Below are 16,020 nucleotides of genomic sequence, written 5' to 3'. Positions count from 1 at the left end.
ACCTAAAAATAAGATTACCATGAAAGAACTAAAAATGTTTGTGGACGGAAAATTCATCGAAAACACGTCCGGTAAATGGATCGATGTTTTGAATCCATCGACAGAAGAAGTAAACTGCCGTTTGCCCGAAGGCAGTGTAGAAGACGTGAAAAAGGCTATAGATGCAGCAGAAAAAGCACAGAATAAATGGGAAAAAACTCCCGCTGTAGAAAGAGCCGGCTATCTGATAAAGATCGCCGCAGGCATCCGCAAAAGAGAAAAAGAATTAACTGATATTATTGTAAAAGAAGGTGGCAAAACACAAGGTCTGGCAAATGTCGAAGTACTTTTCACAGCCGACTATCTCGAATATATGGCTGGATGGGCACGCCGCTACGAAGGCGAAATTATACAGAGCGATCGTCCGAATGAAAACATATTCCTGTTTAAGAAACCAATCGGAGTAACTACAGGTATTCTCCCTTGGAATTTTCCATTTTTCTTAATAGCACGCAAGGCTGCCCCCGCATTAGTTACAGGAAACACAATCGTAGTAAAGCCAAGCCAGATCACACCTGAAAATGCATATGTATTTGCTCAAATAGTAGAAGAAGTTGGTTTGCCTGCAGGCGTATTCAATATGGTTATGGGACGCGGTTCAGTAATAGGTCACGAAATGGCGGCCAACCCGAAAGTAGGAATGGTCAGTCTTACAGGAAGTGTAAGTGCCGGACAGCAAACAATGGCTGCCGCAGCACCTAATATTACTAAAGTATCGTTAGAACTTGGAGGAAAAGCACCTGCTATCGTTATGGACGATGCTGATCTTGATTTGGCTGTAAAATCGATTATAGCATCACGTGTAATCAACACAGGACAGGTATGCAACTGCGCAGAACGTGTATATGTACACAAAAAAGTGAAAGATGCATTCCTCGAGAAACTGATTGCCGGCATGAAAGCCGTAAAAGTTGGTGATCCTGCGCAAATAGCAGATTTAGATATGGGACCACTTGTAGAAGCCAATGCTTTGAAATTGGTAACTGAGAAAGTAGAGAAAGCACTTAAACAAGGAGCAAAACTAGCCTGCGGCGGAAAACGCATCGGCACTAAAGGTTATTTCTTCGAAGCAACTGTATTAACCGAGGTGACTCAAAAGATGGATATAATTCAGGAAGAAACTTTCGGACCGGTACTACCGGTTGTTGAGTTCTCCGATATAAACGATGCTATTGACTGGGCTAACGACTGTGAATATGGTTTGACATCATCGGTTTATACTCAAAATCTGGACACTGCATTCAAATTGGTAAGATCACTTAAATTCGGCGAAACTTATATTAACCGGGAAAATTTTGAAGCCATGCAAGGATTCCATGCAGGGTGGCGCAAATCGGGTATCGGTGGTGCTGATGGCAAACATGGTCTTGAAGAATATCTTCAAACACATGTCGTTTATTTAGAAACAAAAGGCTGATAATTATGAATAACGGTATATTGAATATTCTCTTATCTGTATCCCTATCTCCCGATTCGGATACATTCTGGGTATTAGCACTCTGTGCTCTTATACCGGTTATTTTATTAATTGTATTTTTGGGATTCTTGAAAATGGCAGGGCACAAAAGTGCTTTATTGACATTGGTTGCCACACTGGCCATAGCAATACTGGTCTTTAAGTTTCCAATAGCCGATACATCACTATCCATAGTTTATGGGATACTTAAAGCCTTTTTCCCTATCCTGATAATCATTATTATGGCTATTTTTAGCTATAATGTACTTGTACTGACAGGAAAAATGGAGATTATAAAAGAACAATTCACCTCCATTTCTTCAGATAAATGTATTCAAGTCCTGCTGCTCACGTGGGGATTCGGAGGATTACTAGAAGGCATGGCAGGCTTTGGTACCGCAGTGGCTATTCCTGCTGCGATATTGATAGGCCTAGGCTTTAAGCCTGTATTCTCAGCCGTAGCGAGCCTTATAGCAAACAGTGTTGCTACAGGGTTCGGGGCTGTAGGAATGCCGGTAAAAGTTTTAGCCGAACAAGCCGGAATTACCGATATTCAGACATTAAGTTCCAATTTGGTATTGCAATTGTCGCCTTTGATGTTAATAATACCTTTCGTATTGGTATTTATGACAGATCCAAGAATAAAGGCCCTACCTAAAAATATACTAATCAGCATACTTGTTGGTGGGGTATCTTTGATTACACAATATATAGCAGCTATTTACATGGGTGCCGAAACACCTGCTATCATTGGCAGTATAGCGTCTATCATAACCATAATAATATTTGCTAAAATAACAGCAAAAAAAGAAGATAAGGTACTGGCTGATAAATCGCAGAAAAGAACTACTGCTGAAATTTTAAAGGCATGGAGTGTATACGGTATTATACTTATTCTAGTAATACTAAGTAGTCCGTTATTATCAATAAGGGACATCCTGGCTCCCCTCCTGACATCTTCGTTCAATTTCAGCATTTTCGATTCTGTAAGTCAGCTTAACGTTACAAGATCTGTGAAAATATCATGGCTGATCGATACCGGAGTATTACTATTCTTAGGTTCGATGCTTGGAGGACTAATTCAGGGAGCTAAGATAAAAGAGCTTTTCAAATTATTATGGAAGGTTGTTAAACAGCAAAGAAAAACGTTCATCACAGTTTGTTCTCTTATTGCTTTATCATCAATAATGGATTTTTGCGGAATGATCTATGTCTTAGGTATTACCTTAGCCTTACTAACAGGCTCATTCTATCCATTATTTGCTCCTACAATAGGATGTTTAGGCACATTCCTTACAGGAAGTGATACATCATCTAATATATTGTTCGGGAAATTGCAAGCTAATGTGGCTCATAATATCGGAGTAGATAACAGTTGGTTAGCGGCAGCCAATACTGCCGGAGCAACAGGTGGTAAGATCATATCTCCTCAAAGTATTGCCGTAGCAACTTCGGCTATCGGAGAACAAGGAAAAGAAGGCGAAATTATGAAAAAAGCATTGCCATATGCTCTCGGATATATAATTATTACAGGGCTTATGGTCTATTTTACACCCAGAATTTTGGGATCGCTCATTTTCTGATTTTGTAAAAGAACTATCAACTAAAAAATATTGACATGAAAGTAGGATTATTTATTCCTTGCTATGTGAATGCTATATACCCGGAGGTGGGAGTTGCATCCTACAAGCTGCTTGATTATCTCGGTGTAGATGTAGACTACCCTCTTGATCAGACCTGCTGTGGGCAACCGATGGCAAACGCAGGATTTGAGGACAAGGCAATTCCTCTGGCTAAAGAATTCGAGAAGCTTTTTGACAAATACGAATACATTGTAGCACCGTCGGCTAGTTGCACCGCTTTTGTAAAAGAAAATTACCCCCGGCTGCTAGAAAAAGAACAACATCTTTGTCAAACCAGCGGGAAAATATACGACTTGTGCGAATTTGTTCACGACATATTGAAAATAGATAAATTACCAAGTAAATTTCCTCATAAAGTAAGTGTCCACAACAGCTGTCATGGTGTGCGCGAATTGCACTTATCTTCTGCCAGCGAATTAAATATCCCCCGCTACTCTAAAATAAAAGATTTACTTTCTCTTGTGGAGGGAATTGAAATACTTGAGCCGCAGAAGGCAGACGAGTGTTGTGGCTTTGGCGGTATGTTTTCGATCGAAGAACCTTCTGTTTCGGTATGTATGGGACAGGACAAAGTAAAGAACCATATTGCTACCGGTGCGGAATATATAACAGGAGCTGACAGCTCGTGTCTGATGCACATGCAAGGTGTTGTAAGCAGGGAAAAACTCCCTGTTAAATTTATTCATGTTATTCAAATTTTAGCTGCCGGATTATGAGTACAAAACATACAGAAGCTGCTAATCGCTTCATTGCAAACAAAGAACAGGAGACATGGCATAACGAAACCCTCTGGATGGTTCGCGAAAAAAGAGATCGTATGGCTATGGCTATCCCCGAATGGGAAAAGCTAAGAGAATTGGCCAGTAAAATAAAGATGCATACAATTACCCATCTCGATCAATACTTGGAAAAGTTCACTGAAAACGCAGAAGCAAACGGCGTTATTATACATTGGGCTAAGGATGCAAATGAACATAATGAGATTGTCTATAAAATACTATCGGATCATAAAGCGAAAAAGCTGGTAAAGAGCAAATCGATGTTGACCGAGGAATGCCACCTAAATCCTTACCTGATAGAAAAAGGTATCGATGTTGTAGAGAGTGATCTCGGAGAACGGATTCTACAATTGATGGACGAACCGCCGAGCCACATCGTAATGCCTGCAATCCATCTCAAAAGACAAGAAGTCGGTAAACTTTTCGAAGAAAAATTACACACCGAAAAGGATAACAGCGACCCTACGTATCTTACCCGTGCTGCCCGTCAACATTTACGAAATGAGTTTCTCACAGCAGATGTAGGTATGACAGGTGCAAACTTCGGTGTTGCCGAAACAGGAGATATAGTTGTATGTACCAATGAGGGAAATGCAGATATGGGAACATCGCTGCCTAAAGTACATATCGTATCTATGGGATTAGAAAAGGTAATACCTAACCATAAAGCATTGAGTGTATATACCCGCTTATTGGCACGTTCGGCTACCGGGCAGCCTGTAACCACTTACACCTCACACTTCAGAAAGCCACGCAAAGGATGTAAAATGCATATTATATTAGTAGACAACGGACGTAGCGAAATATTAAGCAATAAAGAACATATCCAGACACTGAAGTGTATCCGTTGTGGTGCATGTATGAATACCTGCCCTGTGTATCGTCGCAGTGGAGGATATTCTTACACATACTTCATTCCGGGACCTATCGGCATTAATCTGGGTATGCTAAAAGCACCTGAAGAATACTTTGATAATGTTTCGGCTTGCTCGCTTTGCTATTCGTGCAACAATGTTTGTCCTGTACAAATCGATCTGGCAGATCAAATTTACAGATGGCGGCAGAACCTCGATTCATTCGGTAAAGCCGACAAAATGAAAAAGGTAATGTCTTCAGGTATGAAGTTCCTTTTCGGTCACCCGAGCCTATACAATAACGGACTTAAATTTGCTCCCATTATAAATCACCTGCCTCGCTTCATGCTTTATAATGGATTGAATGATTGGGGAAAAGGACGTGAATTACCACATTTTGCAAGTGAATCTTTTACTCAAATGTGGAAGAAAGGAAAAGTACAGAACAAAAAGAAATAAGACAATGAGCAGCAAAAACGATATATTAGGAAACGTAAAACGACATATCACCGACAGATACGATATGCCCGACATCGATATTCAGGGAATCCGGTACGCAGATAAGATAGCACAGTTCATAGACATCAGTAAGGCTGTGGGTGGCGATGCTATTTTACTGAACGAAGGTGAAGATATAAACAAGATTATCGGCAATCTATATCCCGAGGCAAAAGTTATAGCTTCTAATCTTAACGACATTTCCATTGCGACAGTCAATCCCGATAATGTTCCAGACCCTCACCAATTGAATGGAACGGATCTGGCAATCATTCAAGGCGAAGTGGGTGTCGCAGAAAATGGCTGTGTATGGATACCGCAAAATGTAAAGGAGAAAGTCGTTTATTTTATAGCCGAGTACCTTGTTATAGTAGTCGACAAGAACAATATAGTGAATAATATGCATGAGGCCTATGACAAAATCACCTTCAACGATTATGGCTTCGGTGTATTCATTTCGGGACCGTCAAAAACCGCGGATATAGAACAATCTCTTGTGGTAGGGGCGCATGGAGCAAAAGGAGTTACGGTTATACTGAGGTAGTGTATCCCTTGTGAGAATATAGACAATTAGAACCTGAATTCTTTCAGATTGAGTTCAGGTTCCCTACTATATTTTTAAGTTATCATGAAAAGGTGTGAACAAAAGCAAAACATCTAAAATAATTCGGGATATTTCTCTTTAGAAATGCAGTGAGCGTGGCTCTTTATATCTTCATCGACTAATGATTTCCAACCTAACTTGTCAAACTGGTCTTCCAGAGCAAGGCATACTTTAAAATCTTCATCCGAAACTTTATATGTCTGACCATCTTTTGTACCGGATACAGTTATTTCAAAAAGATTCGCTAATACCCATATATGAACTTTATACCCGAAAATATCTACATATTGAGGTTGTTCCAAATCATTGAATTGTGAAATTGTGATTTTCAACTTATCCAAATCATCAAATGAATATGACTCCAATGGGTCAAAAGCAATAAAACCCTCTTCAAGCTTAGATAAGACTACTCCCAGCTTAGATAGTTTACCTATCAAATCCTCTCGTCCGTCATATTTGATATACACGGCAAAAGAATCGCCCTCGCAATTATGCCCGCTGCGAGCCCGCATATAATGAAAATATTGAAGCCTTTGGCACCAACGCTTTACATCTTCTTTTGTATTATTTTGAAAAAGACGCTCATCCGATATTCTATCTAAATTCATAACTTGTAATTTATCTATTGGGCTAAGTTATTATAAATTTTTCTTTCAGAGAAAAGTTAAAGGCGGAAGTTGATCATATTCGACGAACACGAAAGAAGGCTTTCGGCTAGCATTCTTTGTGTAAAAGAAAAAAGTCTCCCAGATCACAAGATCAAGAAGACTTTTTATTGTTTTAGTATAAGTTGTACTTATAAGTGGGCGATGACGGGTTCGAACCGCCGACCCTCTGGGTGTAAACCAGATGCTCTGAACCAACTGAGCTAATCGCCCTTTTAAAGGGTTGCATTTTCTCTCAAACGCAGTGCAAAGGTATATCTTTTTTTCAATCTGCAAAATAATTGAAGAAAAAAAATACAAAAACATTTTCGAGAGGTTCATTTTTAGATCGATTTTTAAATCTTAATTTTTATCAATTTTCGGCGTAAATTGCAAAGATTTAGCTATTTTCGCAAACTAGAAAATATAATAAACGATGAAAGTAAAAATTATAAATAAATCGCATCATCCACTTCCCGAATATGCGACCCCATACTCTGCAGGAGTAGATCTGAGAGCAAACATAGAAAATCCAATAGTACTAAAGCCGCTGGAGAGAACTCTTGTCCCTACCGGTTTATATTTAGAACTGCCCCAAGGCTATGAAGCTCAGATACGACCCCGAAGCGGATTGGCTTTCAAACATGGATTGACCGTTCTGAATAGTCCGGGTACGATCGATGCCGACTACAGAGGAGAAATTCGTGTTATACTAGTCAACTTATCTAACGATGACTTTGTTATAAACGACGGCGAACGAATTTGCCAGATGGTTATAGCTGCTCATTCGCAAGTAGAATGGGAAAAAGTAGAATCGATAAACGAAACCGAGCGTGGAGCCGGTGGTTTTGGACATACAGGTAAACAATAACAAAGCGTATACAAAATATGCATATAAAAACATACATTCTTTGCTTTTTTGCATTCATTATTGGATGTTCGAACATCTTTGCACAAGAAAGCAAAGCAAACACAACTCTGCAAACAAAGCTATCGCTGGACGACCAGCGTAAATTCGACTACTATTTCTATGAGGCTATGAATGCCAAAGCATTAAATAAATATGCTGCTACATTCGACTACCTGAAATATTGTATCGAAATAGATTCTACAAATGCTAACGTATTGTACGAACTGGGCGATTATTACAATTCGCTGGACAAAAAAAACAAGGCCATGGATTTTTATCGTAAAGCTATCACTTACGACAGTGATAATTTTTACTATAATATGGCTTATGCAAATCTCTGTTTCGAATTTAAGCAATACAGTGATGCTATCGAAAAATACGAAGCACTGATATTGAAAAACTCTGACAACAACGAGCTATACATATATCTGTCGGAAGCCTATCGCCTGGATGGTGATCTACCCAAAGCAATAGAAGCATTGGACAAGCTTGAACAGGTTATCGGATTAAATGAAAAAATAAGTATTCAGAAATTTCAGTTATATTCGATGCTTAAGCAAGAGAAAAAAGCATTTTCTGAAATCCAGAAATATATAGACAAATATCCCACCGAAATCAGATACCAAATACTACTAGGCGACTTATATCTACAATCAGGAAAACCGCATGAAGCTTTTATGATATATAGCAAAGCTAAAGCGATAGATCCCGAAGATCCATATCTGATTTCGTCGATGGCAACATATTACGAGCAAACGGACAACAAAGCTGCTGCCGAAAGCGAATTACAGACAGCCCTTGTAAGCCCCAAAATGGATATAGATACAAAATTGGGAATATTAGCCCAATATGTAGGGACACTTCAACAGAACAAAAAAGATACAAACGTTGCCAATGCTCTTTTCGATACTCTAATGACTCAACATCCACAAGAGCCCAAACTGAATCTGATGTACGGCAACTTGCTAATGATACAGGACAGAAAAAATGATGCCCGTTTTCAATATCAGGTATTTGCTGAATCTGAGCCGACAAATCCTACGGGATGGGAGCAAATGTTAAGTACAACCTTCCCCGACAGTATCGATCTGGCTATAAAAGTATGCGAACAAGCGATATCATATATACCTGATCAGCCTCAGTTTTATTTCTATCTGGGAGTCTCCAAATATATGAAAGAAGAATACGAAGGTGCGCTGTCAGCTTTACAAAAAGGAGTTGTATATGTTGATCCTGAAAATGTCGGCCTCTTGTCTGACTTTTACGGGCAAATGGGCGATCTTTTCTACAATTTAGGAAAACAGGATAGTGCTTTTGCAACATACGAAAAAGCACTGCAATATAATCCGTCTAATGTTGGTATATTAAACAATTACAGCTACTATCTTTCATTAACGAAAAAAGATCTGGATAAAGCTGAGAAAATGAGTAGCCTCACCATCAAAGCCGAGCCTACAAACCCTACTTATCTCGACACGTATGGCTGGATATTATTCGAGCAGGGAGCCTACGCTCTGGCTAAAATATATATCGAAAAAGCATTACAATATAGCGAAGATGGCAAAGAACCAATAAGCGCAGAGGTACTGGAGCATTATGCCGATGTGCTTTACAAAACGGATGAACCCGAAAAAGCACTGGAATATTGGATAAAAGCCAAAGAAAAAGGTGATAGCAAATCCAAAACTTTGGATAAGAAAATAGAAACAAAAACTTTTATTTCAGAATAATGAAATTAACTAAGTTAAAACAAACGGCAGCATTGGTTATCACTGTAACTGCACTAATTTTTGTTACAGGTTGTAAATCGAAGCAAACATCTGTAAACACGGGTGGAAAGTTAGAAACTAAATCTCACAACGAAGTAATTAACGACGTTTTGGTGTCGGAGCTGAAATATAAAACGATAACAACGAAAGGTAGTCTCGAATTGAAAAAAGGGAATTCGGGAAAGAAAATGACTACCGTTTTTAAGATAGTTAAGGACAGTATTATTCAAGCATCCGTGCGCCCTATGTTTGGGATGGAAGCCATACGCGTAAGCTTTACACCCGACAGCATCTTGATCATTGATCGTCTGAAAAAACAATATGTTGCCGAAAGTTTCGCTAATTCTGAAATGATTAAGAATCTCGATTTCAATTATTCGAACTTACAGGCGCTGTTTACCAATCAACTCTTTGTGCCCGGGAAAAAAGAAGTCTCGAAAGGTGACTACAAAAAATTTAATCTATCGACAACATCGGATGTTCATCTGTTGCAAACAAAAGACAAAAACGACTTACTCTACAATTTCGCAATAGACGCATCGAATAGAATTGCTTCGACCTTGGTTTACAATGAAGCTAAAAAATTCACATTACAATGGTCTTACAGCGACTTCGTAACAGATGGAAAGAATATATACCCGACTTCGATGGTAGCAAAGGTAGATGTTGCGAAAAACAGAGTCGATGTAGGAATCAACTATACAAAACTGGACATAGACAAAGAATTAAATATAGACAATTCTATTCCGTCAAAATATACTAAAGTTAGTTTTATAGACTTCATGTCTTCATACATAAAATAGTAATGCGCAAATTTCTTCTTTTATTCGCCCTGCTAATCAGCATATCATCTTTCGCTCAAAATTCCAAAATTAAAGAATTGGAAGAGCAAAGGAAACAAGCTTTGCGCGACATATCGAATACCGATAAACTGCTGCGCGACACAAAGAAGAACACGACGACCTTACTAAGCCGTATTAAACTGATTTCGAATCAAATTATTTCCCGACAACAAGTTGTTGGGCTGCTAAATCAAGAAATAGGCGGCATCAGCGATGAACAAAAGCAAATAGAGCGTGAAATAACCATACTGGAATCGGAACTGAAGGATAAGCAAAAAAGCTATGCCAAAGCCATTGATGGCATGCTGCTCAATCGCCAAAACGAAAACAAAATGCTTTTTGTACTTTCGGGCAAATCTCTGACCGAATCTTATCGTCGTTTCCGTTATTTGAAAGACTACTCCGAATGGAGAAGTAAACAAGCTGACGATATTAAAGAAAAGAGCGATCAATTGAAAGAGAGAAAAGAGGCTCTGGCAAAAACCAAATCGGAAAAATTAGCGCTTCTTGGTCAGCGAGAAACTGAACAAGCTAATCTAAAGAAAGAGGAAACCAATTATCAGGAAGAAGTTGGAGAGGCAAAGAAAAAGCAGGGTGAATTGCAGAAAATATTAACCCAAAAGAAGCAACAAGCTGCGGCATTAGACAAACAGATAGCTAAACTCATAGCCGAAGAGGTTGCACGTCAGGAACGTCAAGCCAGACGCATAGCTGAAGAAAAGGCAAAAGCCGAAGAACGCGAAAGAGCAAAAAATGCGGGAAGTACCAAAACCCCGACAAGCAAACCGAAGTCTACAACTTCGACTGCACCGGCTGTCAGCGCCGAAAACGTAACTTTATCCAATACGTTCTCGGGCAATAAAGGTAAATTACCATTCCCTATAACAGGAAATTACTCTATCGTCAACCGATTCGGAACGCATCAGCACAGCCAATGGCAGGTAACGACTTCGAGCAACGGTATAGACGTACAATCTCAATCGGGAGCTCAAGCCAGAGCGGTGTTCGATGGCGAAGTTTCTCGTGTGGTTGCTTTCCCGGGATACAACAATTGTATTATTATTCGTCATGGAAACTACTATACATTCTACGGAAATATTCAGAATGTGTCTGTAAAACAAGGTGATAAAGTAAAAACAGGTCAATCTCTGGGTCTGGTATATACCGATCCGGACACAGGTACATCTCAACTTCACTTCCAACTTTGGCAGGGTACGACTAAACTGAACCCTGAACCTTGGTTGAGAAGATAAAACAGGGAGATATGAAACGTGAACAGATCATCGAATTACCTAAGATTATCGATCGCCGAGGGAATCTCTCCTTCGTGGAAGCCCGAGAACATGTTCCGTTCAATATAGCACGAGCATACTGGATATATGATGTTCCCGGCGGACAACGCCGTGGTAGTCATGCATTCAAGAAGCAACAAGAGCTTATTATTGCTCTGGCCGGCAGTTTCGATGTTGTGCTGGATGACGGCAAGAAGAAACGCGCTCACACACTCAACCGATCTTATATGGGACTCTATGTCCCGAATATGATGTGGAGAAGTCTCGAAAATTTTTCAACAAATTCGCTTTGCTTAGTTATAGCGTCCGATCCTTATGATGAAGATGATTATATAAGGAATTATCGGGAATTCAAAAAGATGGCAATTTCGGATAAAACCGATTGCGCCACTATCGACAAAATTAAGGCTGACATAGATATAAGATCGCAATATAATACTGTTTTCGACTGCTCTCTCATAGAATTTCCCGTTATAAAGAATAGAGCAGGCAATATAACCCCTGTTCATAGTTCCGATAACATACCTTTTGATATAGAACGGGTATTTTATATTTACGATATACCCAGTGGCGAAAAAAGGGGAATGCACGCACACAAGCATTGCCATGAGATACTGATAGCAGCGAGCGGTAGTTTCAATGTGGAACTGGACGATGGAACAAACAAAAAGGTGGTAACGCTCAATCACCCTATGTATGGACTACATATCCCACCGGGGGTGTGGGCTACCGAAAAAGAATATTCTTCGGGAGCAATATGCATAGCTCTGGCATCTGAGAAATACGATAAAAAAGATTATATCCATACATATTCTGAATTTAAGAAATACCGCACAGATGGAGATTAAATTATACAAGCCGGAATATAAAACAGAGTGGGATAATTTTATTCGTAACTCCAAAAACGGGACATTTCTCTTTTGCCGCGATTTCATGGAATATCATTCCGATCGGTTCAACGATCATTCATTCATGTTCTATATTGACAATAATCTGATTGCAGTCATGGCAGGACATCTGAAAGAACAAATATTCTACACACATCAAGGGCTTACTTATGGTGGTCTGATAATGGGCGATAAGATAACAACAGTGGATACTCTTTCCATCTTTGAACATATCACTATAACCCTTAGACAGCAAGGGATAAAGAAGATTATATATAAAACGATCCCTCATATCTACCATCTGTCTCCTGCCGAAGAAGATTTATATGCCCTATTCAGAAACAATGCTGTTTTGATTGAACGAAATATATCTTCTACAATCCTCTTATCTAACAAGATCGAGTACTCCGACTCTCGTAAACGAGGTCTCAAGAAGGCCGAGAAAAACAACTTGAGAATTGGATTATCTAACGACTTGAGAAGTTTTTGGAAGATATTGGGTGATAACTTAAAAGGAAAATACTGTACAAAACCCGTGCATACCTTAGAAGAAATAAGCTATTTACAATCAAACTTCCCTCAAGAAATACATCTTTTCTCTGCATTGAATACAAAAAATGAGATAATAGCGGGGTGCGTAATTTTCGAGATGAAAAACCTCATCCATGTACAATATACAGCAGGTACAGAAGAAGGAAAAGACTGCGGGGCAATAGATTTACTTATCGACTACATTATAAATGTAGCATATCCGCACAAAACATATTTTGATTACGGCATATCCACCGAAAATAATGGTGCTTATCTTAACGAAAACCTGATTTACCAAAAAGAAGGTTTCGGAGCAAGGGGTACCGTATATGACATTTATTCAATTGAATTGTAACTATAAATGGGGTTAAACTCACTACTTAGAAAAAAGAACATTAACGATATTACTGCCGAAAGCGATTCATCAGGCTCAGGAATGAAACGCATTTTAGGAGTCAAAGACCTCACACTATTCGGTATTGCAGCCATAATAGGAGCCGGAATTTTCAGCACAATCGGGAGAGCTTCATTTCATGGAGGGCCAGCCGTTTCATTACTATTCGTATTTGTTGCTATCGCATGTATTTTCACGGCATTGTGTTACGCACAATTTGCCTCTATGATCTCTGTCAGCGGAAGTGCATATACATATACTTACGTATCGCTCGGTGAAGTATTCGCTTGGGTGATTGGCTGGGCACTTATTTTAGAATATGCCGTATCGAATATGGTTATTGCTATTTCGTGGTCGGAATATTTCACTACTATGCTCGAAGGATTTGGCATTCACTGGCCCGACTGGCTTGCCATAGGGCACACCACCGCATACAATGCATACAAGACAGTGATGGAGGGCGCAACAGACCTCCCATCTAACGTAATTAAAGCTGCACAAGTTTATCAGAATGCACCGGAATTATTCGGAATAAAGCTATTAGTCAATCTGCCAGCCGGATTAATTGTTATAATACTTACTGCTCTGGTTTACATTGGAATTAAAGAATCGAAAACAGTCGCTAATCTTCTGGTTTTTCTTAAAATAGGGATCATACTCTTAGTCATTATTGCAGGAGCATTTTTTGTAAAGCCCGAAAATTGGAGTCCATTTGCGCCCAATGGCATACAGGGTGTGCTAGGTGGCGTCGCCGCAGTTTTCTTTGCATTTATCGGTTTCGATTCCATTTCGACCACAGCCGAAGAGTGTAAAAATCCACGCCGAGATATGCCTCGTGCCATGCTATATTGCTTAGGTATTTGTACCATACTTTATGTTGCCATAGCACTTGTACTTACGGGGATGGTCAACTTTAAAGAACTGGGGGTAGATGATCCATTGGCTTATGTCTTCCAAAAGGTAGATATGAATTTTATAGCCGGTGTTATCTCTGCCACTGCTATAATAGCCATAACAAGTGCAATACTTGTTTTTCAGATAGGGCAACCGCGTATATGGATGACTATGAGCCGAGATGGACTGCTTTGGCCTAGATTTAGCAAAATACATCCAAAATTTAAAACCCCTACATTCGCTACATTTATTGCAGGAATACTCGTTTGTATTCCATCTCTGTTCCTCGATATGCAGTTCGTTGTCGACCTGACAAGTGTGGGTACGTTTTTTGCATTTATCCTTGTTTGTTCGGGAGTACTGTTTCTCGACCACAAAGGATTAAGTAAAAATGCTAAATTTAAAGTTCCTTATGTAAATGGGAAGTATATCATTTTCATATCATTCGCAGTTGCCGTATATTTGTTCCTTAGTTTGACTGACTATCGTGCAATTATGATAAACAAACCCCTCCTATCTGTCTTTTGGCTGGTGTGGCTAGGTTTATCGGTTGCCGCTTTTAAATATAAATTCTCATTATTACCCATATTGGGTATTCTCACCAATTTATATTTGATGACCGAGTTGGGATGGTCTAACTGGCTAATGTTTATATTATGGCTGGCAATAGGTTTAACTATCTATTTTTGCTACGGATATAAAAAAAGTAAGTTAGCTTTGCAGAAGCGTTTCGAAAAAGAAATAAAAAAAGAATCTATAATAGAATGAAAGAGAAAGAAATGATTTTTGGCATTCGTGCCGTAATAGAAGCCATAGAGGCAGGGAAAGAAATAGACAAAATCATTATGCGCCGTGAGCTGCAAGGTGATCTTTCGAGAGAACTTTTAGCTGCACTGAAAGATAAAGATATATCTATACAACGTGTTCCCGCTGAACGCTTAGACCGATTTACCCGCAAAAATCACCAAGGTGTAATTGCTTTTCTTTCAGCTATTACTTACGAAAGGATAGAAGATATTATACCGTTTTTGTACGAAAACGGGAAAGATCCTTTTATTATGCTACTCGATGGCATTACTGATGTTCGTAACTTCGGTGCTATTGCCCGTACATGCGAGGTGGCAGGAGTAGATGCAATCGTTATCCCTTCGCGTGGAAGTGTAACAGTAAATGCAGATGCAATCAAAACATCTGCCGGAGCACTGCTTAAGATTCCTGTATGTAAAGAAAACAGTTTGACAGAAGTTATACAGTTTCTTAAAAATAGCGGAGTGAAAGTAATTGCTGCTACTGAGCGTGCCGCTGACAATTACACGAATGCTGACTATAAAGGCCCTATTGCTATTGTGATGGGAGCTGAAGATACCGGTGTGTCGAACGAAAACCTTCGAATAGTAGACAATCTGGTAAAAATACCTCAATTTGGAACAATTAGTTCATTAAATGTATCGGTAGCCGCAGGGGTATTGATATATGAGGCTATTCGCCAACGAAAAGGATTTTAAGACAATAGTAAATATCAAAAGAAAAACAATCAATAAACACATATATGAAAAAAATAATAGCGACAACCAATGCCCCTGCGGCGATAGGTCCTTATAGCCAAGCAATAGAAGTAAACGGAATGCTTTTCGTTTCGGGACAAATACCTATTGATCCTGCAACAGGTGAATTCGTTTCGGGAGGAATCAAAGAACAAACAGCTCAATCTTTTAAAAATATAAAAGCAATTCTTGCCGAAGCCGGATTAACCATGGATAATGTTGTAAAAACAACTGTTTTACTAGCTAGCATTATGGACTTCGGAGAGATGAATGATGTGTATGCAAGCCAGTTTGAGGGCACATTCCCTGCCCGTTCGGCATTTGCGGTAAAAGATCTACCAAAAGGTGCACTCGTAGAAATAGAAGTAATAGCGGCACGCTAATTTTTCATAAAAAAGAGTTTGAATAAAATATCCATCTGAAATTTGCGTTTCTCCAAT

The 16,020-nt window shown here is 39.3% G+C and carries 15 protein-coding genes and 1 tRNA gene; 14 read left to right on the top strand and 2 right to left on the bottom strand.

All coding sequences use genetic code 11. From position 1 onward, the window contains the following. The first annotated feature begins 19 nt into the window (after positions 1 to 19). Genes aldA through G7Y57_RS00415 form a run of 5 tightly spaced genes read left to right on the top strand, consistent with a single transcriptional unit; the run spans position 20 to position 5,813 of the window. The gene (gene aldA / locus G7Y57_RS00435) at positions 20 to 1,456 is read left to right on the top strand and encodes an aldehyde dehydrogenase (protein WP_165020205.1); all 1,437 of its coding nucleotides are present in this window, start codon (positions 20 to 22) and stop codon (positions 1,454 to 1,456) included. A 5-nt stretch (positions 1,457 to 1,461) separates the two neighbouring features. Further along, a complete protein-coding gene (locus tag G7Y57_RS00430; protein WP_165020204.1) occupies positions 1,462 to 3,078 on the top strand; it encodes an L-lactate permease in 1,617 nt (538 codons plus the stop codon). Positions 3,079 to 3,113: 35 nt separating this feature from the next. Then, positions 3,114 to 3,854 carry a (Fe-S)-binding protein gene (locus G7Y57_RS00425; protein ID WP_165020203.1) on the top strand — a complete coding sequence of 247 codons (741 nt, stop codon included), beginning with the start codon at positions 3,114 to 3,116 and terminating at the stop codon, positions 3,852 to 3,854. After that, a complete protein-coding gene (locus G7Y57_RS00420) occupies positions 3,851 to 5,230 on the top strand; it encodes a lactate utilization protein B (RefSeq protein ID WP_165020202.1) in 1,380 nt (459 codons plus the stop codon). The genes G7Y57_RS00425 and G7Y57_RS00420 overlap by 4 nt, the downstream gene beginning before the upstream one ends. A 4-nt stretch (positions 5,231 to 5,234) precedes the next feature. Next, on the top strand, positions 5,235 to 5,813 hold the full coding sequence (locus G7Y57_RS00415) for a lactate utilization protein C (RefSeq protein WP_165020201.1): 579 nt from the start codon (positions 5,235 to 5,237) through the stop codon (positions 5,811 to 5,813). Positions 5,814 to 5,926: 113 nt separating this feature from the next. Here the strand turns inward: G7Y57_RS00415 and G7Y57_RS00410 are convergent, their stop codons facing one another. Both G7Y57_RS00410 and G7Y57_RS00405 read right to left on the bottom strand, forming a co-directional pair. After that, complete coding sequence (locus tag G7Y57_RS00410; protein ID WP_165020200.1) at positions 5,927 to 6,481, bottom strand: hypothetical protein; 555 nt, start codon at positions 6,479 to 6,481, stop codon at positions 5,927 to 5,929. Positions 6,482 to 6,676: 195 nt separating this feature from the next. Further along, positions 6,677 to 6,751 (bottom strand) — tRNA-Val (locus tag G7Y57_RS00405). A 202-nt stretch (positions 6,752 to 6,953) separates the two neighbouring features. Between G7Y57_RS00405 and dut the strand changes: the two genes are divergently transcribed. Genes dut through G7Y57_RS00360 form a run of 9 tightly spaced genes read left to right on the top strand, consistent with a single transcriptional unit; the run spans position 6,954 to position 15,963 of the window. Beyond that, the gene (dut, locus tag G7Y57_RS00400) at positions 6,954 to 7,388 is read left to right on the top strand and encodes a dUTP diphosphatase (protein ID WP_165020199.1); all 435 of its coding nucleotides are present in this window, start codon (positions 6,954 to 6,956) and stop codon (positions 7,386 to 7,388) included. Between the two features lie 17 nt (positions 7,389 to 7,405). Beyond that, positions 7,406 to 9,157 carry a tetratricopeptide repeat protein gene (locus tag G7Y57_RS00395; protein ID WP_165020198.1) on the top strand — a complete coding sequence of 584 codons (1,752 nt, stop codon included), beginning with the start codon at positions 7,406 to 7,408 and terminating at the stop codon, positions 9,155 to 9,157. Continuing rightward, positions 9,157 to 9,999 carry a DUF4292 domain-containing protein gene (locus G7Y57_RS00390; RefSeq protein WP_165020197.1) on the top strand — a complete coding sequence of 281 codons (843 nt, stop codon included), beginning with the start codon at positions 9,157 to 9,159 and terminating at the stop codon, positions 9,997 to 9,999. The genes G7Y57_RS00395 and G7Y57_RS00390 overlap by 1 nt, the downstream gene beginning before the upstream one ends. A 2-nt stretch (positions 10,000 to 10,001) precedes the next feature. Further along, entirely contained in the window at positions 10,002 to 11,291 is a 1,290-nt protein-coding gene (locus tag G7Y57_RS00385; protein ID WP_165020196.1) for a murein hydrolase activator EnvC family protein, read from the top strand. 11 nt (positions 11,292 to 11,302) lie between these two features. Next, complete coding sequence (locus G7Y57_RS00380; RefSeq protein WP_165020195.1) at positions 11,303 to 12,178, top strand: sugar 3,4-ketoisomerase; 876 nt, start codon at positions 11,303 to 11,305, stop codon at positions 12,176 to 12,178. Then, entirely contained in the window at positions 12,168 to 13,103 is a 936-nt protein-coding gene (locus tag G7Y57_RS00375; RefSeq protein WP_165020194.1) for a GNAT family N-acetyltransferase, read from the top strand. The genes G7Y57_RS00380 and G7Y57_RS00375 overlap by 11 nt, the downstream gene beginning before the upstream one ends. 6 nt (positions 13,104 to 13,109) lie before the next feature. Continuing rightward, positions 13,110 to 14,804 carry an amino acid permease gene (locus G7Y57_RS00370; protein WP_165020193.1) on the top strand — a complete coding sequence of 565 codons (1,695 nt, stop codon included), beginning with the start codon at positions 13,110 to 13,112 and terminating at the stop codon, positions 14,802 to 14,804. Continuing rightward, complete coding sequence (rlmB, locus tag G7Y57_RS00365) at positions 14,801 to 15,541, top strand: 23S rRNA (guanosine(2251)-2'-O)-methyltransferase RlmB (protein WP_165020192.1); 741 nt, start codon at positions 14,801 to 14,803, stop codon at positions 15,539 to 15,541. The genes G7Y57_RS00370 and rlmB overlap by 4 nt, the downstream gene beginning before the upstream one ends. Positions 15,542 to 15,585: 44 nt before the next feature. Further along, the gene (locus tag G7Y57_RS00360) at positions 15,586 to 15,963 is read left to right on the top strand and encodes a RidA family protein (protein ID WP_165020191.1); all 378 of its coding nucleotides are present in this window, start codon (positions 15,586 to 15,588) and stop codon (positions 15,961 to 15,963) included. Positions 15,964 to 16,020 lie beyond the last annotated feature (57 nt).

The sequence above is a fragment of the Dysgonomonas sp. ZJ279 genome, assembly GCF_011039205.1.
Lineage (GTDB): Bacteria > Bacteroidota > Bacteroidia > Bacteroidales > Dysgonomonadaceae > Dysgonomonas.
This window is presented reverse-complemented; position numbering and strand designations above follow the sequence as displayed.

Bases quoted from the DNA above. Each gene is read 5' to 3' on its own strand.
- aldA (WP_165020205.1), top strand. From the start codon at position 20: ATGAAAGAACTAAAAATGTTTGTGGACGGAAAATTCATCGAAAACACG.
- G7Y57_RS00390 (WP_165020197.1), top strand. From the start codon at position 9,157: ATGAAATTAACTAAGTTAAAACAAACGGCAGCATTGGTTATCACTGTA.
- G7Y57_RS00375 (WP_165020194.1), top strand. From the start codon at position 12,168: ATGGAGATTAAATTATACAAGCCGGAATATAAAACAGAGTGGGATAAT.
- G7Y57_RS00410 (WP_165020200.1), bottom strand. From the start codon at position 6,481: ATGAATTTAGATAGAATATCGGATGAGCGTCTTTTTCAAAATAATACA.
- G7Y57_RS00395 (WP_165020198.1), top strand. From the start codon at position 7,406: ATGCATATAAAAACATACATTCTTTGCTTTTTTGCATTCATTATTGGA.
- dut (WP_165020199.1), top strand. From the start codon at position 6,954: ATGAAAGTAAAAATTATAAATAAATCGCATCATCCACTTCCCGAATAT.
- G7Y57_RS00415 (WP_165020201.1), top strand. From the start codon at position 5,235: ATGAGCAGCAAAAACGATATATTAGGAAACGTAAAACGACATATCACC.
- G7Y57_RS00420 (WP_165020202.1), top strand. From the start codon at position 3,851: ATGAGTACAAAACATACAGAAGCTGCTAATCGCTTCATTGCAAACAAA.
- G7Y57_RS00385 (WP_165020196.1), top strand. From the start codon at position 10,002: ATGCGCAAATTTCTTCTTTTATTCGCCCTGCTAATCAGCATATCATCT.
- G7Y57_RS00430 (WP_165020204.1), top strand. From the start codon at position 1,462: ATGAATAACGGTATATTGAATATTCTCTTATCTGTATCCCTATCTCCC.
- G7Y57_RS00425 (WP_165020203.1), top strand. From the start codon at position 3,114: ATGAAAGTAGGATTATTTATTCCTTGCTATGTGAATGCTATATACCCG.
- G7Y57_RS00380 (WP_165020195.1), top strand. From the start codon at position 11,303: ATGAAACGTGAACAGATCATCGAATTACCTAAGATTATCGATCGCCGA.
- rlmB (WP_165020192.1), top strand. From the start codon at position 14,801: ATGAAAGAGAAAGAAATGATTTTTGGCATTCGTGCCGTAATAGAAGCC.
- G7Y57_RS00370 (WP_165020193.1), top strand. From the start codon at position 13,110: ATGGGGTTAAACTCACTACTTAGAAAAAAGAACATTAACGATATTACT.
- G7Y57_RS00360 (WP_165020191.1), top strand. From the start codon at position 15,586: ATGAAAAAAATAATAGCGACAACCAATGCCCCTGCGGCGATAGGTCCT.